Origin of the sequence: Cupriavidus sp. DL-D2, from assembly GCF_039710735.1 — a bacterium.
In the GTDB taxonomy this organism is placed as follows: Bacteria; Pseudomonadota; Gammaproteobacteria; order Burkholderiales; family Burkholderiaceae; genus Cupriavidus.
Genome location: NZ_JBDKXK010000009.1, coordinates 1 through 23,997, shown reverse-complemented (window position 1 = coordinate 23,997; position 23,997 = coordinate 1). Strand labels below are relative to the sequence as shown.

The window sequence follows — 23,997 nt, the reverse complement described above, 5'->3', positions numbered from 1 at the left end:
CATCGGCGACCAGATCCATGCGAGCCTGCGACAGGCAATCGTCGACGGTCGGCTGGCATCCGGCCAGCGTTTGCCGTCTGGCCGGGATCTCGCGACGCAGCTCGGTGTCGCGCGCGGCACCATCCGCGTGGTCTACGATCGGTTGATTGCCGAGAACCTGGTGCTCGGCGCCGGCTCCGCAGGCACCCGCGTATGCGCAAGGTTGCTGGCCGGGCGAGCCGACGAGGAATCGCCACTCGACGGGCCGTTGGCAGGGTTCACTCGCCCGTATTCGAGCGCTCCGCTGCCGTTCCAGATGGGCGTACCCGCCGATGACGCGTTTCCCGCCAAACTCTGGGCCCGCCTGCGCACACGTGCCGTACGCACCGATGCCATCACGTTCACGACCTACGCCGATCCACGCGGGGAGCCCGGGTTACGGGCCCAGATCGCCAGCTATCTGGCCGTCAGCCGGCACGTGCAATGCCATCCCGATCAGATCATCGTCACCAGCGGATACCGGCAGGGCCTGATGATTGCGCTGACGGCACTGCGCGCGCACGGGCGCAAGGCGTGGATAGAGGAGCCAGGTTACCCGCTCGGAAGGCGCGCGCTGGAACTGATGGGGGCCGAAGTGGAACCCGTCCCCGTAGATGCCGAGGGCCTGCGCGTGGAAGATGGCATCGCCAGCGCGCCAGACGCCCTGTTGGCGCTGGTCTCCCCCGGCCAGCACGCACCGCTTGGCGTGACCCTGTCGCCGGCAAGAAGACACGCCTTGCTCGACTGGGCAACGACAAAGAACGCCTGGATCATCGAAGACGACTATCTGGGAGAGCTACAGATCGACGGCCGGGCAGCACCGGCCCTTGCGGCGGGTGAAGGCGCGGAGCGCGTGGTTCATATTGGCGCGTTCAGCAAGACGATCAGCCCGGCGCTGGGTCTCGGTTTCGTCGTCGCCCCGCACTCGGTGGCAGAGCGTTTGGTCGAGGTCGCTGCCGTGTTGGCGCCGGCTCCGAACCTGACCACCCAGTTGGCAGTCACGGAGTTTCTGAAGGGTGGGCACTTTCTGCGGCACCTACGCCGGATGAAGACGCTCTATGCCAGGCGCCGCAGTCTTGCGCTGGACCGTCTCAACGCGTTCCTGCCTGGCACGCTGACTGCGGGCCTTGGCCTGATCGCACCGCTTCCACCGACCGCCAACGACACCGCTGTCGTCGACATTGCCCGCTCGCGCGGCCTCGCGCCTTCGGCCCTCTCGGCCTGGTACCTTCGCCGCAGTCACGCACAACAGGGCCTGCTACTCAGCACGACGAACCTGCGCCTCGACAACCTCGATGCCGCGTGCGAAACGCTTGCGAGAATCGTTGCATCCATGCGCTGAATCCACAGTGGTGAGCCGCAGCATGAAACGTGTTCGCGTGTGTATTCTGGGCCTAACGCCAACTGCTCGCGCGGCTTCGCGATACGTTTGTCGCCGGCCGGGAAGATGCTGGTCGATTTGCTGGCTTCCACCTGAATGACGCATCGTCCTCCAGGTGCAGGACCGACCCAGTTACAATGGCGCGCAGTTTCCACGGGTAGTGACTTATGGGTTTCGAACAACTAGCAGATTTGAAGGCGCTCCTCGCAGCGAAGGCTCGCGAGCAAGGCCAGCAACGAAAGACGCCATCGCCGAAGACGGGCGCAGCCGCCGAGGCCAAAGTGGCAGACCCTGCCCAGGAGACGCGGCGCGACAAGTCGCGCGCCTCCAGGCCTCCCAAGGCGCCGGCAACCACGCGTTCACCCAAGAATGACGTGGATCCGACGGTGGTTCTGCTCGGACGATTGCAGAAGCAGTTCCCTCTCGCTTTTCCCAAGAAGCCAGCTCCCAAAGTGCCCCTCAAGGTCGGCATGCTCGAGGACCTTCTTTTGCAGAAGGATTCGCTGCGCATGAGCGAGGAGGAAATTCGTGCAGCGCTTTCCATGTGGTGCCGCGGCATCCGGTATTGGGATGCGGTGGTGGAAGGCGCCGCGAGGCTGGCGCTGGATGGGTCCGCTGCCGGTCATGTCACGGAAGCCGAAGCTGCCGGTGCACGGCATCTGCGCAACCGGCGGCAGAAATCCCCTACCGAGAACGCCGGCTAGTCCCCTGCCGCCCCGTCAGCCTTGCCCGGTGCCAGCCATATGCCACAGCGTGGCCGACCGGGTTCCGGTGCGGCAGTACGCAAGGATGGGCTTAGGCAGTTCGGCCATCAGCACGCCGAAGGCAGTGGCAGCTTCCGCCGTGACATCGCCGGATTTGACGGGCAGGTAGTGCGCGGCCATGCCAAGCGAGCTGGCCACCTCCGCGATTGATTCGAACTGGACCTGCCCGGCAGCCTCGCCATCGTGCCGGTTGCAGACGATGGAACGGAACCCCAGCGCATGCGCCGCGCGCACGTCGGCTTCGCTTAACTGCGGCGCCACGCTCATGTCATCCGAAAGTTGCCTGATCTGCATGCCCGGCAGGCCCGCGCCCACATCCCTGCAGCGTTCCATCGCTTTGCGGAAGCAATCGATTGCAACATCCACGTCTTCCGCCGTGGTGAAGCGTCCAAGGCTCAGGCGGACCGTGCGCGCCGCGGCATCGTCATCCAGACCGACGCCCGTCAACACGTGCGACGCTTTGCCGGCCGCCGAATTGCAGGCCGACGTTGAAGAAATGGCCAGATCGTCGGACAGCATGCTCGGCAGAAAACGGGGCAGTTCCACAGTCAGGCTGAGTGTATGCGGGATGCGGGTCGCGGCACTGACGTTCTGCGTTACACCCCCCAACGCTCGCACGCCGTTCAGCAAGCGTTCGCCGAGTTGCGCGATGCGTGCGTTGTCCGATGCCATCTCGGTACGCGCCAGCTCGCAAGCCGTTCCCATACCGACGATCTGGTGCGTGGGAAGGGTGCCAGATCGCAGCCCCTGCTCATGTCCGCCGCCGTGCATCTGGCAGGCGATGCGCGATGCCGCCTGGCGACTCACATAGAGCGCGCCGATGCCTTTCGGGCCATAGAACTTGTGAGCCGACATCGACAACAGGTCGATGCCCATCGCCTTCACGTCAATCGCGGTCTTGCCGGCAGCTTGCGCCGCATCCACGTGAAGCAGCGCCCCGGCGGCGTGAACGATCTGCGAGATCTCGGCAATATTGGTGAGGGTGCCGATCTCGTTGTTCACCATCATCAGCGAGACGAGGCCGGTGTGATGGCTGCAAGCCGCCTTGACAGCGGCCGGCGAAATCTCGCCCGATGGGTCCGGCGTGAGGTAGGAAACGGACACGCCGAGCTGCCCCAGGTGCGACGCCGTATCGAGAATGGCCTTGTGCTCAAGCTTGCTGGTCACCAGATGGCGGCGCGTCGGCTCGCTGTCGAAAAAGCCCTTGAGTGCGAGGTTGTTCGACTCTGTCGCACCGGACGTCCAGACAATCTCGGATGGCTCCGCACCAATGAGCGCGGCTACCTGTGCACGGGCCTGTTCTACCGCATCCCTTGCCTTAAGCCCTGCCGCGTGGGTGTTCGACGCAGGGTTTCCGAATACGCCAGCGGGCCCCAGGCAGTGGAACATGGCCTCCATGACCCGGGGGTCCGCCGGTGTAGTGGCCGCATAGTCGAAATACCGCAGAGTGTCCGTGCTCATCGTTCATCCTTCAGAAGGATAGAAATGCTACGACGAAGGCACCGGAACTTGCTTCCAAAATCCCTCATCGACCGGTGACTACGTAGCATACGATCCTACCGAATGCACATCCGAGAGAAAAATTTGGCGCATTCAGTCCGGCGCCACGGACTGACGGCTTGTGAGGCGCGACGGCTCGCCTCCCCTACAGATCGTCAGCATCGGTCCTGCCGAGGCCGCGAGAAGGTGAAGCGCGCCGGGGTCCGTTCCCTCCGGTGATTGTTGCCTTCCGTTCAACATGCTGAGCGCTTCCACGCGTCTACTGGCGCACGTCCTGCCTGCCTACAATCCGTTCCAACGATAGCTGCACAAGCTTCAAAGAAAGCCGCCGCGACTGTCGAGGAGAGGATGTCCGCGCAATGAAGCGGATCGCACCCCGCCGCCGAGCGCGGGTTACCCCACATGATGAACAGGACCTGAAAATGACCGAAACAACCCGCAATGTGCAGCCGGTGATCGCCGCCCTTGGCAAGGAAAGTGCTGGCGAACTCGTGTCTTCCCGCTACGCCGTGCGCGTGGGCGATGTCGATGTCGTGCTGATCAGCGATGGCGTCCTGCCGCTGCCGACCTCCACCATGTCTACCAACGTGTCCGAATCGGACCGCAACCAATGGTTCGACGATCGCTTCCTGCAACGTGACATGTTCGACTGGGCGCTGAACATCGCCCTGGTACGCAGCGGCGACCGCCTGATCCTGGTGGACTCGGGCGTGGGCGACGGCTTCGAATACTTCTCGCGTGCCGGCCGCTCGGTGATGCGCCTGGAGACGGCGGGGATCGACCTGGCTGCCATCACCGATATCGTGATCACGCACATGCACATGGACCACGTGGGCGGCCTGAACAACGACGGCGTCAAGGCCAAGCTGCGTCCTGACGTGCGCATCCACGTGGCAGCCGCGGAAGTGGAGTTCTGGAAGAACCCGGACTTCAGCAAGACGGTGATGCCGGAAGCGGTGCCGCCCGCGCTGCGCAAGGCCGCCAATACGTTCGTGCAGCTCTACAGCGAGAACATCGTCCAGTTCGACCAGACCGTGGAAGTGGCTACGGGTGTGTCAGCACGCGTGACCGGAGGCCATACGCCGGGTCACTGCGTGGTGGACGTGGCATCCAAGGGCGAGAAGCTGACGTTCGTGGGCGACGCGATCTTCGAAGTGGGCTTCCACAATCCCGATTGGCAAAACGGCTTCGAACACGAACCCGAAGTGGCCACGGAAGTCCGTATCGCGCTGCTGAACGAAGCCGCCGAAACGGGCTCGATGCTGGCCGCCGCACACGTGGCCTTCCCGTCGATCGGACACGTTGCCAAGGATGGCAAGAAGTTCCGCTTCGTGCCGGTGCAGTGGGACTACTGATCCACTGACGGATCCCGGCTTACCCGTCGCGCTCCGGCGGATAGTCAGTACTTGTGGTGTTCCATACGCCGCGCGTTCACAAGACGCGCGGCGTTTTTTTTGTAGCGTGCGACGCCATGCGTTGTGGCATCGGAGTGCGGCTAGCGACGCTTTTTCTGGGGTGTCGATGGGTGGGCGGCAGAGGTCTGCTGCCAGAAAGACACAGCCCTGCACCGCCTGGTCGGCTATCATGCGTGTCCTCTCCGAAGCCGCTCCTATGATTTCCGTCCGTAATGTCACGCTGCGCCGTGGCGTCAATGTCGTGCTCGACCGCGCGTCCGTCACTTTCAACCCTGGCGAAAAAATTGGGCTCGTTGGCCGCAATGGTGCCGGCAAGTCGTCCTTTTTCGGCCTGCTGAATGGCACGCTGCATGAAGACAGCGGCGAATTCTCGATTCCGCCGTCCTGGAAAATGGGCCAGGTTGCGCAGGACATGCCCGAGACCGAGCAGAGCGCGACCGATTTCGTGGTGGAAGGTGACACCGTGTTGCTGGCCGCGCAGCAAGAAGTGGCCGAGGCCGAGGCCAGCGACGATGGCATGCGCATGGCGCACGCCTACATGGCCTTGCACGATGCCGGCGCGCACGACGCGCCCGCGCGTGCGCAGGCGCTGATCCTGGGCCTGGGCTTCAGCGCGGCGCAACTCAGCCAGCCGGTGAACAGCTTCTCCGGCGGCTGGCGCATGCGGCTGCAACTGGCGCGTGCCCTGATGTGCCCGTCCGATCTGCTGCTGCTCGACGAACCCACCAACCACTTGGACCTCGACGCCCTGGTCTGGCTGGAAGCGTGGCTCAAGCGGTATCAGGGCACGATGGTCGTAATCAGCCACGATCGCGAATTCCTCGATGCAGTGACGCAGGTAACCGTGCACGTCGATAACCAGCAACTGGTGCGCTACGGCGGCAACTACAGCAAGTTCGAAGACATGCGCGCCGAGCAGCTTGTGCTGCAGCAGGCCGCCGTGGCCAAGCAGGCAGAAAAGATCGCGCACCTGCAGAAGTTCATCGACCGCTTCAAGGCCAAGGCATCGAAGGCCAAGCAGGCGCAGAGCCGGGTCAAGGCGCTCGAACGCATGGAGAAGATCGCGCCGGTGCTGGCCGATGCGGAGTTCACGTTCGAGTTCAAGGAACCGCTCAATATCCCCAACCCGTTGCTGTCGATGCTCGATGCGAGCTTCGGCTATCCGGCGCCGGAGGAAGCGCAGCCGGGCACGCCACCCACCGTCATCGTCAAGGGCATCAACCGCTCCGTGCTGGCCGGGCAGCGCATCGGCATTCTCGGTGCCAATGGCCAGGGCAAGTCCACGCTGGTGAAGACGGTGGCGCACGCGCTGCAACCCATTACCGGCGAGATCAGCGAAGGCAAGGGCCTGAATATCGGCTACTTCGCGCAGCAGGAGCTGGACGTGCTGCGGCCGCTGGACACGCCGATGGAGCACATGATCCGCCTGGCCAAGGACACGCCGCCGCATCTGCGCGCCCCCGGCCAGAGCGGTGGCGAGCAAGCGCTGCGCACCTTCCTGGGCTCCTTCAATTTCAGTGGCGACATGGTGCACCAGGCCGTGGGCACGATGAGCGGCGGAGAAAAGGCGCGGCTGGTGCTCTGCATGATCGTGTGGCAGCGCCCCAACCTGCTGCTGCTCGACGAACCGACCAACCACCTGGACCTGTCCACCCGCGAAGCCCTCGGCATGGCGCTCAATGAATTCGAAGGCACGGTGATGCTGGTCAGCCACGATCGCGCCCTGCTGCGCGCCGTGTGCGACGAGTTCTGGCTGGTGACCAAGGGCGGCGTCGAGCCTTTCGACGGCGACCTGGACGATTACCAGCAGTTCCTGCGCGACGAAGCGCGCCGCATGCGCGAGGAAGCCGCCGCAGCCTAACGCGGTTGGCGGGCCGGTGTTGCTCCCCTCTCCCGCATGGCTGGAGAGGGGAGCAAACAATAGGAGTAAAATGCGGCCCGCGGCACGCACCCCTTGCGTGCCGTACGTGATGCAGGTGCCTGTGAGTCATTCATGGGTTAAACGGGAAACAGGAATGCCGCCCTTCGCGGCGAAGCCTGTGCTGCCCCCGCAACGGTAAGCAGGTTTGGGAACCATCAAGTCGATCCTGAGTTTGTCGGATCGACGGTCACTGTGGCAGCTTCACTGCCGCGGGAAGGCGATGGTGTCCCGGAAACATCAGTTTCCAGCCTGCGAGCCCGGATACCGGCCTGTTGTCATCATCGACACCTATTGTCCGGACGGGGTCGTCCGGCTTCACGATGAAATACAACCTGTCTGCGCATCCCGCTGGCCGCTCGCGCACGGCTGAATTCTCGTCGCGTACCGCGCGTGGATGGCGCTCGCGTGCGCTCGTCGCATCTGTTGCCTCCGTCGGCACTGTCGCCAGTTTCAACATTCCCTGCGCGTTCGCACAGGAATCCGCATCCGAGTCCGACAACAAGACCCTGCCCGCCGTCACGGTCAGCGAGACCGCATTGCCGGGACTGTCTCTGTCGAAACCCGAGTTCACGGGCAGCCGCCTTGGCCTGACGCCGCTGGAAACACCGGCCAGCGTGGAAGTATTGAGCGGTGAAACCATCCGCGCGCGGGGCGACCAATCCGTACGCGAGGCCGTGACCCGCGCCACCGGTATCACGGCCAACCCGGCACCTGGCAACGGCGGCACGGCACTGGCCGCACGCGGTTTCGCGGGCCAGGGCTCGGTCATGCAGTTGCTCGACGGCACGCGCATGTACGTGGCATCGGGCACGGTGACGTTCCCGTTCGATACGTGGTCCGTCGATCGCATCGAAGTGCTGCGCGGCCCCGCATCGGTCATGTATGGCGAAGGCGCCATCGGCGGCGTGGTCAACGTGGTGCAGAAGAAACCGATTCGCGGCCCCATCGAGAACGAACTGCAGATCGGGGGCGGCACCGAGAAAACCGCACGCGTCGCGTTCGACAGTGGCGGCAAAGTGAATGACAACCTCTCGTACCGCTTTGCCACGGCCTACAACCGCTCGGCGGGATGGGTGGATCGCGGCGATTCGAACAACCTGATGGTATCGGCATCGGTGCGTCTCGATGTGAATCCGGATTTCAACCTGACGCTGTCCTATGACGATGGCACGCAGCATCCGCAGCAGTACCTCGGCACGCCGCTGGTCAACGGCAGCCTGGACACTTCGCTGCGCAAGAAAAACTACAACGTCGGCGATGCGGAAATCAGCTACCGGGACCGCTGGACGCGCCTGAATGCCGAATGGACGCCGAACGATCGCGTCACGGTGCGCAACCAGTTCTACTACCTGACCAGCCATCGCCACTGGCGCGACAGCGAGAGTTATACGTACCTGCCGGCCACCTCGCAGGTGCGCCGGGGCGACTACCTCGAAATCCTGCATGACCAGGAACAGGTGGGCAACCGTGCGGACATGACGGTCAAGAGCAAGGTGTTCGGTCTCGATAACGCCACGACCGTCGGCTTCGACATCAACAAGATCAACTTCACGCATTCGAACAACTCGCCATACGGTGGCAGCTCCACGGTCAATGCGTACGACTTCGATCCGGGGATGTTCTTCAGCCCGCCGGGCATCGTGACGTCGCCGCGCACGCGCTCCAACACCACGCAATACGCGCTGTTTGGCGAACACCGCATCGCGTTCACGCCGCAGTGGTCTGTCATCGGTGGCGTGCGTTTCGATCATGCCAAGCTGTATCGCACCGATCTGATCGCCAACACCGGTTGGGAGAAGACCTTCGCCAACACCACTTGGCGCGTGGGCACGGTGTATCAGTTCACGCCGAGCGTCTCGGTCTACGCGCAATACGCGACGGCCACCGATCCGTTGGGCGCGCTGATCACCACGAGCGATGCGCAGCGCAACTTCAACCTTGCCACGGGCAAGCAGGTGGAAGTGGGCGTGAAACAGGCGTTCTGGGGCAATCGCGGCGAATGGACGTTTGCGGCCTACGAGATTCGCAAGAAAGATCTGCTCTCGCGCGATCCCGTGAATCCGACGATCACGCAGCAGGTAGGCGAGCAGTCGTCGCGCGGGCTGGAAGCATCGGCCAGCGTGGAAGTGCTGCGTGGCCTGCGCCTCGACGTCAACGGCACGGTGCTACGCGCGCGCTATGACGATTTCAACGAAGCGGTGGGCGGCGTCTCGGTGTCACGCGCCGGCAACGTGCCGACCAGCGTGCCGCAGCAGGCCGCCAATGCGTGGCTGACGTGGAATTTCGTGCCGCAGTGGACGCTCGGCGCGGGCCTGCGTTACGTGGGCGGCCGTTATGCCGATACCGCCAACCGGGTACGCGTGCCAAGCTATACCACCGTCGATACTGCGCTGTCATGGCGCGTATCGAAGCAGGCAGCACTGACGCTGCGCGTCTATAACCTGTTCAACCGCGACTACGCGGAGTCGTTTTCGAATGGCGGCCAGCAGTGGCTGCTGGGACGCCCGCGTTCGGCGGAACTGTCCGCTAACTTCTATTTCTGAGGCCCAGAGAGGGTATTTCCATGCAAACCTCGAAAATTCCTGCAACCATCGTCACCGGCTTTCTCGGCAGCGGCAAGACCACCCTGCTGCGCCATATCCTGGATAACGCCAACGGTCGCCGCATCGCCGTGATCGTCAACGAGTTCGGCGAACTGGGCATCGATGGCGAGATCCTCAAGGGTTGCGGCATCGGCTGCGACGACGCGGGCGAACCTACGGGCCAGCTCTATGAACTGGCCAATGGCTGTCTGTGCTGCACGGTGCAGGAAGAGTTCTTCCCCGTGATGGAGCAGTTGCTGGAGCGTCGCGACCAGATCGATCATGTGCTGATCGAGACGTCGGGTCTGGCATTGCCCAAGCCGCTGGTGCAGGCGTTCCATTGGCCCAGCATCCGCAATGCTTTTACCGTGGATTCCGTGGTGACCGTGGTCGATGGTCCCGCTGCCGCAGCCGGTCAGTTCGCAGCGAATCCCGTCGCAGTGGACGAACAACGCCGCGCCGATCCGAACCTCGATCATGAATCGCCGCTGCACGAGCTGTTCGAAGATCAGCTTGCCAGCGCCGATCTGGTGATCCTGAACAAGATCGACATGATGGACGCTACGCAGATCGCCGCCGTCGAAGCACTGGTGCGTCCGGAGATTCCTGCGGAAGTGAAGATCGTCCCGGCGCAGGCCGGTTCGCACGATGTGAACAGCCTGCTGGGTCTCAATCGCGCGTCGGAAGACACGATCCATCTGCGCGTGGATCACCATGGCAACGCCGATGATCCGGATCACGCCGATCACCATCACGACGAGTTCGACTCCGTGGTCGTGGAAGCTGGCACTGTCGATCGTGACGCGCTGATCGCCGCGCTGCAGAAGCTGGTGGCCAACCACACGATTTATCGTGTGAAGGGTTTCGCCGAACTGCCCGGCAAGCCGATGCGGCTGGTGCTGCATGGCGTGGGCCAACGCTTCGACAGCTACTTCGACCGCGCATGGCGGGCCGAAGAGCCGAAGGGTACGCGTGTGGTGCTGATCGGGCAGGACCTCGATGGTGCCGTTCTACAGGCTGCGCTGGACGCCGCGCTAGCTGGTTGAGGTCGTGTTGCGAGCGCGGCGCCGCAGGCTTTGTCCGGGTCGTATGCCCGTTGCGGCGCCGTGCTCCCACACCGCCTGCCCGTTCACAAATACGCGGGCGATACCGGCGGACGGTTGCCGCGGATCGAGATAGGTCGCCACGTCTTTCACCGTGCGCGGATCGAACACGGTGATATCGGCGGCATGCCCTTCCCGAATCTCGCCGCGCCCCGCCAGCCCGAACGCATGCGCGGTCATGCCCGTCATCTTGTGTACGGTCTGCTCCAGCGTCAGCAACCCAAGATCGCGGCTGTAGTGTCCCAACAGACGCGTGAACGTACCCCACAGGCGCGGATGTGGATAGTCGTCCGACGGTATGCCGTCGGAGCCGATCATCGTGTCGCGATACGCCAGCACGCGCTGTACGTCGCCTTCGTCCATGAAGAAGTACATGCCCATGCCGGGCATCACGCGGGCCAGCGCCTCGGCGCGCGAGCATTGCCATTCCTGCGCCAGATCCGACAGCTTGCGGCCCGCGCTCTTCGGCTCCGAACGTGAGTACGTGATCAGGATTTCATCGCTGATGGCCAGTCGCTCCGCGCGCAGCAAAGACGACGACGCCGTGTACGGATAGCAATCCAGACAAATTTTCTGGCTGCGCCCCAGTTCACCGATGCGTGCCAACGTTTCGCGCGTGCGTCCGAAGTTGGGCTTGCCGATGACCTTGTGATGAGAAATCACCAGCCGGACATCGAGCGCGCGTGCAATCTGCGCCGATTCTTCGATGGCTTCGATCACACCGTCGCCTTCGGTGCGCATATGCGTGGCATAGACGCCACCGAACTGTTTCAGGTCGCGGCCCACGCCAATGATTTCCTCGGTGGGTGCCGAGGCTGCAGGCGGATAGAACGTGCCCGTGGACATGCCGATCGCGCCCTGCTCCAGCGCGGCATTGGCGGCTTGTCGCATCGCCTCGACTTCCGCTTCCGTCGCGGGTCGGTCGAGATCCGCCTGATGCACCGCGCGCAACGCCGTATGGCCGACCAGCGATGCCACGTTGACCGCTGCGGGCGTGGCATCGAGTGCATCGAGATATTGGCCGAACGCCGCGAAGCGCCACTGCGGATCGACGGTACGCAGCGGCAACGGCGGATCGCCGCCACTCTGCTTGTACGGTGCCAGGCTGATGCCGCAGTTACCGTTCACCACCGTGGTCACGCCTTGCGAAATCTTCGGCGCCATGCCTGGCATCTCCAGCACGGCACGGTCATCGTGCGCATGGCTGTCGATAAAGCCCGGCGCAACTACCATCCCGGCTACGTCAAGGTCGCGATGGGCGCGCTGGCCCACGGCATCGCCAATGAAGACGATCTCTCCGCCCTGCACTGCCACATCGGCACGGTAGCGCGCAGCACCGGTGCCATCGATCACATCGCCGCCGCGCAATATCAAATCGAACATGGTGAACTCCCGATCAGTCGAGTTTGATATTGGCCTTGCGGATCAGATCGCCCCATTTGCGGCTTTCTTTCGCAATCATCTGCGCGAACGCCTCGGGCGATCCACCCACCACGACCGAACCGTTCTGCTCGGCATCCTTGCGCGTCGCGGGCAGTTGCAGATACGCATTGATCTCGCGGTTAAGACGCTCTACCACGGGGCGCGGCGTACCGGCGGGCGCCACGATGCCGCCCCATGCGTTGACCTCGAAACCGGGCAGCCCGGATTCATCCATCGTCGGCACGTTCGGCAGTACCGGCAGTCGCGACTTGCTGGTCACGGCAATGGCGCGCAGCTTGTTGCCCTGCACCGCGGAAAGGATCGACGGCACGTTGTCGAACATGAAATCCACCTGGCCGCTGATGACATCGATCTGCGCCTGCGGAGCGCCCCGGTAGGGAATATGGCGGAAGTCGATATGCGCCTGATCCCGAAGCATTTCGCCACTGAGGTGACTGGTAGTGCCATTACCGCCCGAGCCCATCGTCAGCTTTCCGGGGTTCTTGCGTGCGTAGTCAATCAGTTCCTTGACGCTGCGGATCGGCAATCCTGCATTGACCGCCAGGATGTTCGGCACGGTCGTAGTCGCACTCACGGGTACAAGATCCTTGTCCGCGTCATAGCCAGGACGCGCCAGCAGGCTGCGGTTGATCGCCATCGTCACGATGTTGCCGAAGCCAATGGTGTAGCCGTCCGGCTTGCTGCGCACCAGTGTCTGCATGGCGATGCTGCCCGCCGCGCCGGGGCGGTTGTCCACCACTACGGAAGTGCCGAGTTTTTCACCCAGGTATTGCGCCAGCTTGCGGCTCGACTGGTCGGGTGTGCTGCCCGCTGCGGCTGGCACGATCAGCGTGATGGGCTTGCCGGCTGGCCAATCGGCGGCCTGTGCGGCACCGGCCGTCAGCATCACGGCCGCAATCGCTCCGGCTTTAAGAAATTCAATGGCTTTGTGTCTCGGGGATGTCGTCATCGTCAACCTCTCGGGGCGTGCAAACTCTGTAGGAACGCGCTATGGTGCGCCCACGCACATGTCGATGTATATCGAAGTTTCGGCAAGCATCCATTCCTTTTTTTGATGACATGAAACATCCTGCCCGGCGTCACATTCCCTCCGTGGTGAACCTGAACACGTTCGAGACCATCGCGCGTCGTGGCAGCGTGACGGCGGCGGCAGATGAACTGGGCCTCAGCCAAGGCGCGGTCAGCAAGCAGCTTCTGGATCTGGAAGGCTTTCTGGGCACAGCGCTGTTCGACCGCAATAACGCACGGCTGACACTGAACGACGAGGGCGCCGCTTACCTCGCGCGTATCCGTCCCCTGCTCGATCAGCTGGAAGCGGCAACCGTCGCCACCTCCGGTGCCGCCCAGCGCATGCGCGAAGTGCGCCTGTCCGTGCCGAACACGTTCGGCCTGCTATGGGTGATGCCGCGCCTGTGCGGCTTTGCGGCCGCGCATCCCGAGATTCGCATTCACGTCGCCAATCATATCGGGGCCGTATCGCTGCGCGATGCGGGGCTCGATGCGGCCATCGTCTTTGCGGAAAACGGTCTCGACGACGAGCATGCCGACCTCTTGCACAGCGTCCGCACCCTGCCTGTGGCATCGCGTGAACTCGTGTCCGGTCGACTGCCGATGTCAGCGGCGCGCATCGCCGCCCTCCCATTGCTGTACCACACCACTGCGCCGAGTTCGTGGGCGAGCTATCTGCGCGACCTCGATGATGGGATCGAGCTTCCGCTGCCCGGCGGCACGGAGTACAACCTCGTGACGTTTGCGCTCAAGGCTGCCGAGGCCGGGCTGGGCGCGGCGCTGGTGCCTGACTACGCATGTGCTGACAGTCTGCGCGAAGGACGTGTCGTGCAACTGAATCGTCCATCGCTGCCGTCGCAACGTGGCTACTACCTCGTGCGCCGCCGCGAGCGTATGGACGCGCCCGCTGTGCGGGTGCTGCGGGAATGGTTGCTGGCGCGACGGTCGGAGTGAAAGGGCCAAATCCAGCTGGCCGCCGGGGAAGCCAGAATTCTGGATCAGCCGGGGTACGCCGAACCAGCCGCCGATTCATGTGGCGTTTCGGGTGGATAGCCGGGCGATGGTCGATGCGTTCTATCAGGCTGCCATTTCGGCCGGCGGCCGCGACAACGGTGGACCTGGTATTCGCGCGCACTATCACCCCGACTACTATGGCGCGTTCGTGCTCGATCCGGATGGCCACAACATCGAGGCGGTCTGTCATCTGCCTGCGTGACGCAGGCGGGATCAATACAGCGTGTTGTCTCCCCTCTCCCCGCGGGAGAGGGGCTGGGGGTGAGGGCCAGCGGTGCAATCACCAACACGCCGCAATTTGAAGCGCATACCCTCACCCCCACCCCTCTCCCACTGCATGGGAGAGGGGTGCGCATAGCAACGGACGAAGGCATTTCGCACACGCTGGTTTTGATACACCCCTACCGCCCATTCCCTATCGAGCCCGTCGCCAGTGCCAGTCCCGCCGCGGCAGCGAGCGCGCCGCTGTAGGCGTCGGCCGATGCATTGCGTGCCAGCAGTAGCTGGTTTTGCGCGAGGTTGGTTTCCGTGATGGTGCCCACGCCCTTCCGATATGCCGCGAATGCGGCGTTGTAGGTGGTTTGCGCAGCGTCGGCCAATGCGCGGGCGGCGTCGTACGCTGCCAGGCTTGTTTCCAGCGCGCTCTGGCTGACCACTACCTGTCGTACCGATTCCTCCTTGGCACGCGTCAGTCTTGCCGAGGCACTGTCCACATCGTTACGCGCCTGCGCCAGCGTTGCCGAGCGCAGGCCACCGTCATAGATCGGTACGGTCACGCCCAGGAACACGCTGTTGCCGTAGCGATAGCCGTTGAGGTTGACCGTCGGTGGCTGCTGGCCGACTGGGGGAATCGCGGTAATCGCCGATCCGCCCGATGCGTACGAAACGAAGCCGGATACAAACACCTTCGGCAGGAACGCCGCTTCGGCCGCCCTCACCCGCGCCTGATTGGCGCGCTCCACCGCGTAGGCACCCAACACGTCCGGTCGCTGCGCAATCGCGTTCTCGACGATCTGCTCGACGGAGTTTCTCAGCGCAGGAGACAGTGTCCGCACGGGCATCTCCGCGATGCGTGGCTTCGATAGCGGCGAGATGCCGATCGCAGTGATCAACCCGAGATAGGCGTCGGTCTGGGCGCCCTGAGCCTGCACCATCGCCAGATTGGTTTGCGCCCGGTTCTGGGTGGCCTGAGCAACTTCCACTACCGTGCCTATTCCGCGATCGAAGCGCGCCTTGGCTGCAACAAGCACCGCATCGGCATTGCTCATGGCCTGCTCGACGGTGGCCGAGCGCGAGCGGGCTGCCTGGAACCGGTAGTACGCCACGCTGACATCGTGGATGATGCGCTGGTGCAACGCCGTGAACGCGATATTGGCCGCCACCGTGGTTTGCTCCGCCGCCTCCACGATGCCAGCCCTTTCGCCGAAATCGAACAGCAACCATTGCAGCGACAGCACCGATACCGCGCCGTGGTGCGACACATCGGCACCCGCCTGCCCCAGAGGCGTTGGCGTGGACAAGTGCCCGTTCTGATAGCCGCCCATCGCCGCCGCCGAAATATGCGGCAGGTAGCTGCTACGCGCGATGCCGGCGGCCAGTGCCGCATTGCGCGCATCGTTCCATGCGATACGCGTCAGCGGATTCGACGATTCCGCCAGATCGATCAGTTCGGGCAGCGAATAGGCGTGCGTCGGGTCGAGCTGCGATGGAGGGGCAATCGTGGCCAGTGCGCTATTGGCCGGTAGCGTGTAACGGGAAGGTTTGTCTTGCGGCGCCGCTTTCGCAGCAGCGCCCGCGACGATTTCGCCAGTGGCCGTTGTCGTGGGTTGCCACGGACGATCCGGTTGCGGCGGCGCGAGATCGAGCGAGGATGTCGCGCATCCGCTCAAGGCCAGGACGATCATCGAAAGCGCCAGCAGCTCAGGTTTGCGCATGGGATGGAGATGAGGTGGAATCGCCCGGAGAAGGTCTGGCCATCGATCGATCGATCGACCATGGCGAGCAGCACCGAATGCGTGTCGTCGCCGGATGGTGACGCCGTATGACCAGTGGTTGGGATTGGTGCATCCATCGATTGCAAGCGCCGAAGCCGATCCGCAATGGCCGGATCGCCGGGACTTCGTTCCGCCAGCAAGAACAAAGGGCCGGCGATGGCATCGAGCACACTTAGTTGTTTGCGCCGATCTTCGATCCAGTCCGTACCGGGGCCGACCGAAGCCGGCTCGTATCGCGCCAGTTGAAGATCCTGCGCGACACTCCCCTGCAGGGCGAGCGCAGCGATAGCGTGCTGACGCCGTGCGATCGACGGACGTGCATCAACGAGTTGCTGCCACTGGCGCAGCAAGGCGACGAAACCTGTCTCGATACGCGAGGCGATACTGACGGGCCAGATCCGCGTGAACACGAGGTAGACCACCAGATTGCCGATGATGATGCCGATGACACGGTCGCGCGCTATGGTCAGGTCGAAGCCGGGTCCCGCGCCCTGAATCACGCAGAGGTAGAACGCGAACGCGATCTGGAAGCCTGCATAGGCAATGCGCGGGGATCCCTGCGCGACCCATGCCGACAGCCACGTTCCCACGAACACCAGCGTCAGCAGTCCACCCACCGAGGTCAACTCGGGCACCACGTAGACGATGGCCGCTGTGCCGGCGACCGCGCCCACCAGACAGCCAGTCAGGCGTAGCGTCAGTTTCTCTACGGTCTCCGCCATGGTGCCGAGTGACACCAGGTAGCACGTGATGAAACACGTATGAATGCCCGGCCAATTCAACTGCTGATAGAGCAAATAGCAGAACATGGCAGCGCCCGTGGTCTTGAGCGCGTAGTGGATGTGGGACCGATTCGTGAAGGCGTCGGCATCGAGGAAACCGCCGGTTTTTTCGGCCTGTAGTGAAGCGGGAGACTTCTCTTCGATACCTTCTGCATAGCCCTCGATGGCCGAGCGCAATGCCGCGACGATGGATTGCTGCACCGGCGTCAGCAGGCTGGCGTCTGGCATCACCACTTCAATCTCCACGGGATACCCGCCCTTCTCCAGCATGCTCGCCATGGCATCAACCGTATCGGCCATCGGCATCGCAAACCCACGCGGCAACTGCGCAGCCGGTTCCCGGCCGGTCACATCGACAGCCATCAGGATGGCCGTCGTCGATGTCGCCGCCTGTTGCAGCGCCCGATAATCCGCAGCGTTGACGGTGCCTTCCAACCTGGCGAGCTTCAACCAGCCGGCCACGGGCTGCACGCCATCAGGGGGCACATCGGAGCGCGCATGACCTGCACGCAATACTTGCGCTGCCACGCGCAGGCATTGCGCCAATCGATCACAAGCAAGGCGGCGTGGCGACGGTCCCATGGCGAGGTTGACCACGACATTTGCGCCAATGGGAATCGCCACCATCAGCCACGCGTACAACAGCGCGCGCGTGGCGAGTTCGCCGGCGGGAACGAGTCCAAGCTCATCGAGCCCGAAGCCGATGATCATGGCGAGGATCGCGCCGATCGGGCGAAGCTTGCTGGCGGACGTCAGGAACAACAGCGCGGCTGACACCAGAGCCATGCATGCCACGCGCAGCATCGGGTTATCGACGGTGAAATCCGCCAGCAGGATCACCAGGCCAATGATGATGCTGACCAGTACCAGCGCCGCCACGCTCATCACGATGCTGCTGGTGCGGTCCGCGCGATTGATGAAGAAGATCACGTAGGCGGAGATGGCGGCTTCGGGGGTGCCGTAAATCGCCGAAATCAGTACCGTCAGCGTGCTGGCCGCTGCGATGCGGGTCGTAGCGGCAGTGCGTCCCGGGAATGGTGCGAGCAGCGCGACCAGGTCACGCGGGCGGCGACGCAATGGTTCAGCGGCAGGCGGCGCCATGGCGCACCTCTACGGTTGCACTGGCGCCTACCCGCGCGAGACTCTCGGGCGGTTCATCGAGCTTGATCCGTACCGGGAAACGGCGCGCCACGCGCACCCAGTTCACCGAGGGCTGCACATAGGGCAGCGCACGCGGCAGATTGATCCGGTCGGTATCGGTAATGCCCACGCCGATGCCTTCCACGGTACCGCGCAATGCGTGGCGGCGATCGATCATCGAATAGACCGTGGCGCAATCGCCGATATGGATATCGGCAAGCTGGGTTTCGCGGAAATTGGCGACGGCAAACCATTCGCCGGTATGCACAAGCAGAAACAGGGACTGGTTGGGGAGGACCACTTCGCCCGACAACACGTTCAGCCCACTGATACGGCCATCGTGCGGCGCGCGGACCACGGTGTCGTCGAGTGCGCGCTGCACGATGGCCAATGCGGCCTCGCGGGCTCGCACAGTGGCGATTGCATCGTCATCCTTGCCTACCGCCTGCGCCGTACCGGCCCGCTGTGTCTGTGCCTGCTTGAGTGATACCGCCGCGTCGCGCCGGGCCACCTCGGCCTGGTCCAATTGCTGCTTTGGTACGTAGCCATCGGCGGCCAGTGGGCGCAGGCGCTCCACCGTGCGCACCGTCAGCGCGTAGTTCTGCTCCGCGCGGGCGATTTGCTCGGACGCCACCGATGCGGTGGCCTGCTCACTGCCAATGGCCCGCCGGCGCGTGCCCAGCGTGGCCTGCGCAAGGGCCAGATCTGCCTGGGCCTGCTCCACGGCCAGCCGGTAAGGCACCGGATCGATTTCAAACAGGACCTCGCCCTTTTTTACGTGCTGGTTTTCCGTGACCAGGATGCGGGCGATGCGGCCACCCACGGGCGATGCCACGTGCACCATATCGGCGTCCAGCGAAGCATCGTCGGAGGATGGATAGCGTGCCGTGCGTTGCCAGGCGTAGACGGACAGGAGAACGGCCAGCATTACGATAGCCAGCGCGATCAGTTTCCCGCGCAGGGGACGACGGGGGGTGCCAGCCATTTTCATGGGATGTGTCCCGACCCGATCAGCCAGACGATTTCGGCAATCATCAGGCCAATCGCTGTGTTGACCAGCAGTTGAAACGGGACCGTTTCAACCAGTCCCGTTGCGATGAATACCCGCCAGGCCACGACGGCGCCAGCAATGCCAGCCAGCGCACTCAACAGCCAGAGCGGGAAATACGCCCCGAACAGACCAATGGAGGGAGCGCCTGCGCAACCGTGCAGGGAAGTAGCCAACGCAATCAACGCAACCAATGCAAACGGGCGTGCCATGGGCGGAGGAGCGGCAGAATCGGTGTTGGCAATATAACAGCGCCACTTTCGGATTGTCTGGTATCCGTCGAACGGGCTCGGGCGTTAATCCATGTTGGACTTGACCTGCCACGACGCATGATCTGCCTGGCGGAATCATGCTTGGCGTGATCGCGTCCCGTTATTCGTCAAGATCAGGAGATTCCCGGTGATTGCCGGGGGTGAAACGTTCCTGATGTTGTGATTTGGCGACGTTTCTTATCGGGGACTCCCTCGGTTCGTACCAATAGGCAGGAGGGCCCACTGTGCGTTACCTCTGTAAGCCTCAAGCTTTCTCAACACGCTTTTTCACTCGTTTTTCACCTTTAACCCTGGCAGTTACGACCTGGAGGGAATCCGATGTCGTTTTCCGATCTTCACCAACACCTGACAAATTCTGTCAGTCGCAGCAAATCCGCGCCGCTTCCGGCCTGGATCTCTACCCGGATGGACACGCATTTCATCGACCGGATGGGCACGTTGTGGGGAGGGGATCATCTGCTGCATGGTCGGACCCCGGGACCGGATGCCCTTCACCTGAGCAGCAACGACTATCTCTGCCTGCTGGGCGAGGCGCCGCTGGTGCAGGCGCAGGCCCGCGCGCTGCTCGACGAACAGCCCGAACTGCTGATGTCTTCCGTCTTCCGCCACGGCGACACCCCCCAGCAGCGCGTCGAGCGCAAGCTGGCCGCATTGATGCAGGCGGAGGATGGCTTGATCGCACAGTCTGGCTGGGCGGCAAACGTGGGATTGGTCCAATGCATTGCCGGCCCCGGCGTGCCGGTGTACATCGACACGAACGGGCACGCTTCGCTGTGGGAAGGTATCAGCGCGGCCGGCGCCACCGCCGTGCCGGTTCGCCACAACGATTTTGGCCATGCGGCGCGGCAGATCGAGCGCAATGGTCCCGGCGTCATCATGGTGGATTCGGTCTACAGCACGACGGGCAGCGTCGCGCCCATCCGGGATTTTGTCGAGGTCGCGGAGCGTTCGGGATCGGTACTGGTGGTGGACGAGTCCCACGCGCTGGGTACGCACGGGCCCTCCGGCGGCGGACTGGTGCCCGAACTCGGACTCTCGGAGCGCGTGCATTTCAGGACGGCGTCACTGGCCAAGGCGTTTGCCGGTCGGGCCGGATTCGTGACCTGTTCCACGGCGTTCAAGGATTTTTTTGCCGTGGAGGCGCGACCGGCCATTTTCAGTTCTGGCCTGTTGCGGCATGAGATTGCATGGTTCGATGCCGCAACGGATTTCATTGCGGCAGCGGACGACCGGCGCGCCGACCTGCATGCGATCACGCGCCATACGCGTACCGCGATTGCCGAACTAGGCTACAACATCAGTGACGGGTCCGAGCAGATCATCGGGCTGGAGGCGGGCACCGAGCCACAGGTCATGGTGCTGCGCGATGCCTTGCAGCGACGCGGCATTTTCGGCGCGGTATTCTGCTCGCCGGCCACCCCCAAGAATAGGGCATTGATGCGCCTTACTCTGCATGCGAAACTAGCCGCTTCGGATATCGACCGGTTGATCAGTGTGCTTGCGGAGATCCGGGACGAGGTCAGGCTGGCAGAATGGTCGTCCACGCGCCGCGCGCACCGCGTTCCCCGCAACACGCAGCCGGCGAGCCGCGGGAAAGACGAGCAACAACATTGAACGAAAGCGCCCGAACCCTCTAGGATCCAGGAGACAACGCTGGAGATGGAAGCCACGCAAGAGCAAGCAAGCGGCGACGCACCGCAGACACGGCCTGCCATGAAGTTATGGCGGGCTGTGTTCGAGTCGGCGTCGCGCACCACACTGCTCGACGAAGAGAGCGTCATGCGGCTGCGGCGCATCCAGATGGTGGGTGCGCTGGGTGTGCTCGGCCATCCGCTGTACTTCGTCATCTGGTCCTATGTCTTTCCGCAACCGTACGAGAACATCTGGCTGAGGCTGATCTGCACGGCACTGTTCGTGCCGCTGCTCTTCGCCTCTGCGCTCTCGCACAAACGGTGGCTGCCTGCGTATGCCCTGTTTGCAATAACGGTCGGGATGCCGTTCGCCTTTATCTTTTTCTACCTGGAGAATCACGGCTCGCTGGTCTGGGCGGAATCCGTCATCATCGCCGTGGTGGTGCTGTACCACTTCAGTGCGGCGTTTGCGACCATCGCCCTGATTGCAGGCGCTGCGGGTGCATTTGCGATGTTCGTCCTCGCGGGCCACTCCATGGCCGGCATACCCTGGGCATCCTTGCTGCTGCAGATCCCGATCATCGCCTTCGTGATTGCCGTGCTGGTGGTCATCAAGCTCGACCGTCAGCTTCTGATGGAACAGAAGCGTCGCGGGATGGCCGTGGCGCTGGCCACCGTGGCGCATGAACTGCGCACACCGCTGACCAGCCTCGGCATGACGGCCACCGCGCTACGCAACCGCCTGCCTGCCGCGCTGGACGCCGGCGCCCCCCAGCGCGAGGCATTGCTGCAGGCAGTGGCGCGATTGCAAGCCGACATCGCCCATGTGAATAGCAGCATCGAGCTACTAGTGGCCAATTCGAAGGACCCCAGATCAGCGCGACAGGAACTGTTCGATATCGGCAGCGCGGTCCGCGAGAGCATCGAGCGCTTTCCATTCGAACCCGAGCATCAGCACATCGTGACGATTGAAACATGCGAGCCCATGCTGGTGATGGGCAACGCGCAACTGTTCGCACTCGTCATCACCAACCTGACAAAAAACGCACTGGAGGCCATTCGCCGGGCCGGCAAGGGCGACATCCGCATCCGCTGCGAAGGCACACCCACCGGCATCCGCGTGATATTCCGCGACACCGCCACGGGCATGCCGCCGCACGTCCTGGCCAAGATGTTCCAGCCATTTTTCTCGTACCCGGCGCACCGGGGAACCGGCATCGGGCTGGCGTTCTGCCGCGACGTGCTGCGTAGCTGGAATGCGTCGATCTCATGCCGCTCCGTCGAACACGAGTTCACGGAGTTCGAGTTGCAGTTTCCAAGACCGAAGGGCTGAGTCTACAAATTCTTCGATCACCGCGTCTGCGAACGGCGCGACCTGCGCCCGTGCCCGGCTCTCTGTCACCAGGGCAAGGCTTCATGCACGGGCATCAGCCGCAGCGAAGGCTCCGGCTGATAGCCCGGAATGGCGCTGATCTGGCCCGCCACCTGTTCTGACCGGAGCATATCGAGCAGCGCCGTGACCCATGCTGCGTCGCGGTCGCTGTTGCGCAGGGCCAGGTAATACGCTTCGCGCGTCAACGGCACGTAGTGCAGGCCGAGCGTCTCGGCGGTGGACCGGAGGCCGAAGCCTACATCGGCCTCTCCGTGCTGCACGGCCTCTCCCACCATTCGATTGCCAAAGGCATAGCGCTCGTAGCCGGCGATCCGCTCGGCATGGACGCCACCCGATGTCACCACCTGGTCGAACAGTGCGCGCGTGGAGGAACCACGTTCACGATTGATAAAGCGGATGTCGGGCGAGGCCAGGTCCGCCACGCTTTTTACCGATCTGGCGAGTCGCGGCGCCATCATGAGTCCCTGATCGCGCCATGCCACGCGCACGAGTCGCACGTCCGACGGTTTGAGCCAGGGCTTGAACGCAGCATGAAGCCGCGTGCCCGGTTGATGGACCGGCGACACGTGGAAACCCGCCAGTTCCGCCTGACGTTCGTGCAGGCAGATCAATCCATCCACGGCACCGCAGAACACGGTATCGAGCGACATATCGGCCTCGCCAATCGCAAGCGAATCCTTCATGACGTCGATCGCCGCATCTGGCCTGCCGGAGAAACGCACCTGCGTGCGCGACGTCAGGGAATCGCCCAGATACCGGTGGAATTCCGCCGCTGCCGATTCGATGACCGGCTCGACAACTTCCCGGACCCGGTTCTCCGCCACCAGCAGGCTCTCGCCGAAGCGCGTCAGTTCGGCGCCCTTGCCCCGCTGCATCGTGACGATGCTGCGATCGAACAGGCTCTCCCAGTGGCGGATCGAGCCCCATGCGTAGCGATAGGAAAGCCCCACGCGCAGCGCAGCCTGCTGCAACGAGCCGGTTTCGCGAATGGCGCCCAGCAGGCTGAACACATTGCCAGCCGGCTGCGGGCCTTCAGCGAGATCGATGGACGGTGACAATTCGAAGCGGAACTTCATGGCGATAGGTATCCGGGTCAGCGCGGTTCCCGAAATATACCACTGGATATAACGGCGGAGCATGACACGATCGATGCCACTGAAGCAGCACAGCGCACTCCCACGGGATGGGATGCAGTAGACTGCCCGCCATGGCAAAAAAACCGGAAACCAAAAACCAGGCCCAGGTCAGGTTTCGCATGCGGGTGACCGTTGCGGACGTCATCGCCATCGGCCCCGGCAAGATCTCGCTGCTTGAAGCTATTCGGGATCATGGGTCCATTTCCGCTGCAGCGCGCAGCATGCAGATGTCTTATCGGCGTGCCTGGCTGCTGGTGCAGGATTTGAACGCTGCGATGCGGAGTCCGGCTGTTGTCTCCGAACATGGCGGCGAAGCGCGGGGTGGCACCGTCCTCACAAAGGAAGGTGAAGCGGTTATCGACCTGTATCGCCGCATCGAATCCATCGCTGCCCGCGCCTGCGCCAGCGAGATTGAATCCCTGCTCGAACTGCTGAACTGAGTTTCCAGCGCC

The 23,997-nt window shown here is 63.4% G+C and carries 18 protein-coding genes, 1 pseudogene and 1 riboswitch; of the genes and pseudogenes, 11 read left to right on the top strand and 8 right to left on the bottom strand.

The genetic code is table 11. The annotated features are described in order from the left end of the window. Position 1 precedes the first annotated feature (1 nt). The gene (locus ABDB81_RS07420; protein ID WP_346810532.1) at positions 2 to 1,360 is read left to right on the top strand and encodes a PLP-dependent aminotransferase family protein; all 1,359 of its coding nucleotides are present in this window, start codon (positions 2 to 4) and stop codon (positions 1,358 to 1,360) included. 206 nt (positions 1,361 to 1,566) lie between these two features. Further along, positions 1,567 to 2,103, top strand: coding sequence for a ProQ/FinO family protein (locus ABDB81_RS07415; RefSeq protein ID WP_346810531.1), 537 nt, complete (start codon positions 1,567 to 1,569; stop codon positions 2,101 to 2,103). A 15-nt stretch (positions 2,104 to 2,118) separates the two neighbouring features. Here the strand turns inward: ABDB81_RS07415 and ABDB81_RS07410 are convergent, their stop codons facing one another. After that, positions 2,119 to 3,624 carry an aminotransferase class V-fold PLP-dependent enzyme gene (locus ABDB81_RS07410; RefSeq protein WP_346810530.1) on the bottom strand — a complete coding sequence of 502 codons (1,506 nt, stop codon included), beginning with the start codon at positions 3,622 to 3,624 and terminating at the stop codon, positions 2,119 to 2,121. Positions 3,625 to 4,085: 461 nt separating this feature from the next. On the opposite strand from ABDB81_RS07410, the gene ABDB81_RS07405 reads away from it, so the two are divergent. The 4 genes from ABDB81_RS07405 (at position 4,086) to cobW (ending at position 10,627) form a co-directional block, all read left to right on the top strand. Beyond that, positions 4,086 to 5,018, top strand: a complete 933-nt coding sequence (locus ABDB81_RS07405) for an MBL fold metallo-hydrolase (protein ID WP_346810529.1) — start codon at positions 4,086 to 4,088, stop codon at positions 5,016 to 5,018. Positions 5,019 to 5,274: 256 nt separating this feature from the next. Next, positions 5,275 to 6,939 carry an ATP-binding cassette domain-containing protein gene (locus ABDB81_RS07400; protein WP_160473712.1) on the top strand — a complete coding sequence of 555 codons (1,665 nt, stop codon included), beginning with the start codon at positions 5,275 to 5,277 and terminating at the stop codon, positions 6,937 to 6,939. 96 nt (positions 6,940 to 7,035) lie between these two features. Next, positions 7,036 to 7,287, top strand: a riboswitch (cobalamin riboswitch). 32 nt (positions 7,288 to 7,319) lie between these two features. Then, positions 7,320 to 9,542 carry a TonB-dependent receptor gene (locus tag ABDB81_RS07395; protein ID WP_346810528.1) on the top strand — a complete coding sequence of 741 codons (2,223 nt, stop codon included), beginning with the start codon at positions 7,320 to 7,322 and terminating at the stop codon, positions 9,540 to 9,542. A gap of 20 nt (positions 9,543 to 9,562) precedes the next feature. Then, a complete protein-coding gene (gene cobW / locus ABDB81_RS07390; protein ID WP_346810527.1) occupies positions 9,563 to 10,627 on the top strand; it encodes a cobalamin biosynthesis protein CobW in 1,065 nt (354 codons plus the stop codon). On the opposite strand, the gene ABDB81_RS07385 is transcribed toward cobW, so the two are convergent. After that, positions 10,616 to 12,067 carry a D-aminoacylase gene (locus ABDB81_RS07385; protein WP_346810526.1) on the bottom strand — a complete coding sequence of 484 codons (1,452 nt, stop codon included), beginning with the start codon at positions 12,065 to 12,067 and terminating at the stop codon, positions 10,616 to 10,618. The genes cobW and ABDB81_RS07385 overlap by 12 nt on opposite strands. A 13-nt stretch (positions 12,068 to 12,080) precedes the next feature. Continuing rightward, positions 12,081 to 13,076 (bottom strand): tripartite tricarboxylate transporter substrate binding protein, encoded by a 996-nt coding sequence (locus ABDB81_RS07380; protein WP_171020404.1) that lies wholly within the window; start codon positions 13,074 to 13,076, stop codon positions 12,081 to 12,083. A 110-nt stretch (positions 13,077 to 13,186) separates the two neighbouring features. On the opposite strand from ABDB81_RS07380, the gene ABDB81_RS07375 reads away from it, so the two are divergent. Both ABDB81_RS07375 and ABDB81_RS07370 read left to right on the top strand, forming a co-directional pair. Next, entirely contained in the window at positions 13,187 to 14,089 is a 903-nt protein-coding gene (locus ABDB81_RS07375) for a LysR substrate-binding domain-containing protein (RefSeq protein WP_346810525.1), read from the top strand. A gap of 19 nt (positions 14,090 to 14,108) precedes the next feature. Continuing rightward, positions 14,109 to 14,351: pseudogene (locus tag ABDB81_RS07370) on the top strand (VOC family protein); the annotation flags it as partial. 199 nt (positions 14,352 to 14,550) lie between these two features. Here the strand turns inward: ABDB81_RS07370 and ABDB81_RS07365 are convergent. The 4 genes from ABDB81_RS07365 to ABDB81_RS07350 are packed head-to-tail and all read right to left on the bottom strand — an operon-like array spanning position 14,551 to position 19,325. Beyond that, positions 14,551 to 16,083, bottom strand: a complete 1,533-nt coding sequence (locus ABDB81_RS07365) for a TolC family protein (RefSeq protein WP_346810524.1) — start codon at positions 16,081 to 16,083, stop codon at positions 14,551 to 14,553. After that, positions 16,050 to 18,026 (bottom strand): FUSC family protein, encoded by a 1,977-nt coding sequence (locus tag ABDB81_RS07360; RefSeq protein WP_346810523.1) that lies wholly within the window; start codon positions 18,024 to 18,026, stop codon positions 16,050 to 16,052. The genes ABDB81_RS07365 and ABDB81_RS07360 overlap by 34 nt, the downstream gene beginning before the upstream one ends. Then, positions 18,007 to 19,056 carry a multidrug transporter subunit MdtN gene (gene mdtN, locus ABDB81_RS07355; protein ID WP_346810522.1) on the bottom strand — a complete coding sequence of 350 codons (1,050 nt, stop codon included), beginning with the start codon at positions 19,054 to 19,056 and terminating at the stop codon, positions 18,007 to 18,009. The genes ABDB81_RS07360 and mdtN overlap by 20 nt, the downstream gene beginning before the upstream one ends. Continuing rightward, positions 19,053 to 19,325 (bottom strand): hypothetical protein, encoded by a 273-nt coding sequence (locus ABDB81_RS07350; protein ID WP_137925184.1) that lies wholly within the window; start codon positions 19,323 to 19,325, stop codon positions 19,053 to 19,055. Before ABDB81_RS07350 ends, mdtN begins: the two co-directional genes overlap by 4 nt. A gap of 378 nt (positions 19,326 to 19,703) precedes the next feature. Here ABDB81_RS07350 and cqsA point away from each other — a divergent pair, with 378 nt between their 5' ends. Beyond that, positions 19,704 to 20,999 carry an alpha-hydroxyketone-type quorum-sensing autoinducer synthase gene (gene cqsA, locus ABDB81_RS07345; RefSeq protein ID WP_346810521.1) on the top strand — a complete coding sequence of 432 codons (1,296 nt, stop codon included), beginning with the start codon at positions 19,704 to 19,706 and terminating at the stop codon, positions 20,997 to 20,999. Between the two features lie 45 nt (positions 21,000 to 21,044). After that, entirely contained in the window at positions 21,045 to 22,349 is a 1,305-nt protein-coding gene (locus ABDB81_RS07340) for a HAMP domain-containing sensor histidine kinase (RefSeq protein ID WP_346810520.1), read from the top strand. A gap of 65 nt (positions 22,350 to 22,414) precedes the next feature. Here the strand turns inward: ABDB81_RS07340 and ABDB81_RS07335 are convergent, their stop codons facing one another. After that, positions 22,415 to 23,548 carry a substrate-binding domain-containing protein gene (locus ABDB81_RS07335; RefSeq protein WP_346810519.1) on the bottom strand — a complete coding sequence of 378 codons (1,134 nt, stop codon included), beginning with the start codon at positions 23,546 to 23,548 and terminating at the stop codon, positions 22,415 to 22,417. Between the two features lie 116 nt (positions 23,549 to 23,664). Here ABDB81_RS07335 and ABDB81_RS07330 point away from each other — a divergent pair, with 116 nt between their 5' ends. Continuing rightward, complete coding sequence (locus ABDB81_RS07330; protein WP_346810518.1) at positions 23,665 to 23,985, top strand: ModE family transcriptional regulator; 321 nt, start codon at positions 23,665 to 23,667, stop codon at positions 23,983 to 23,985. The last annotated feature ends 12 nt before the right edge of the window (positions 23,986 to 23,997 follow it).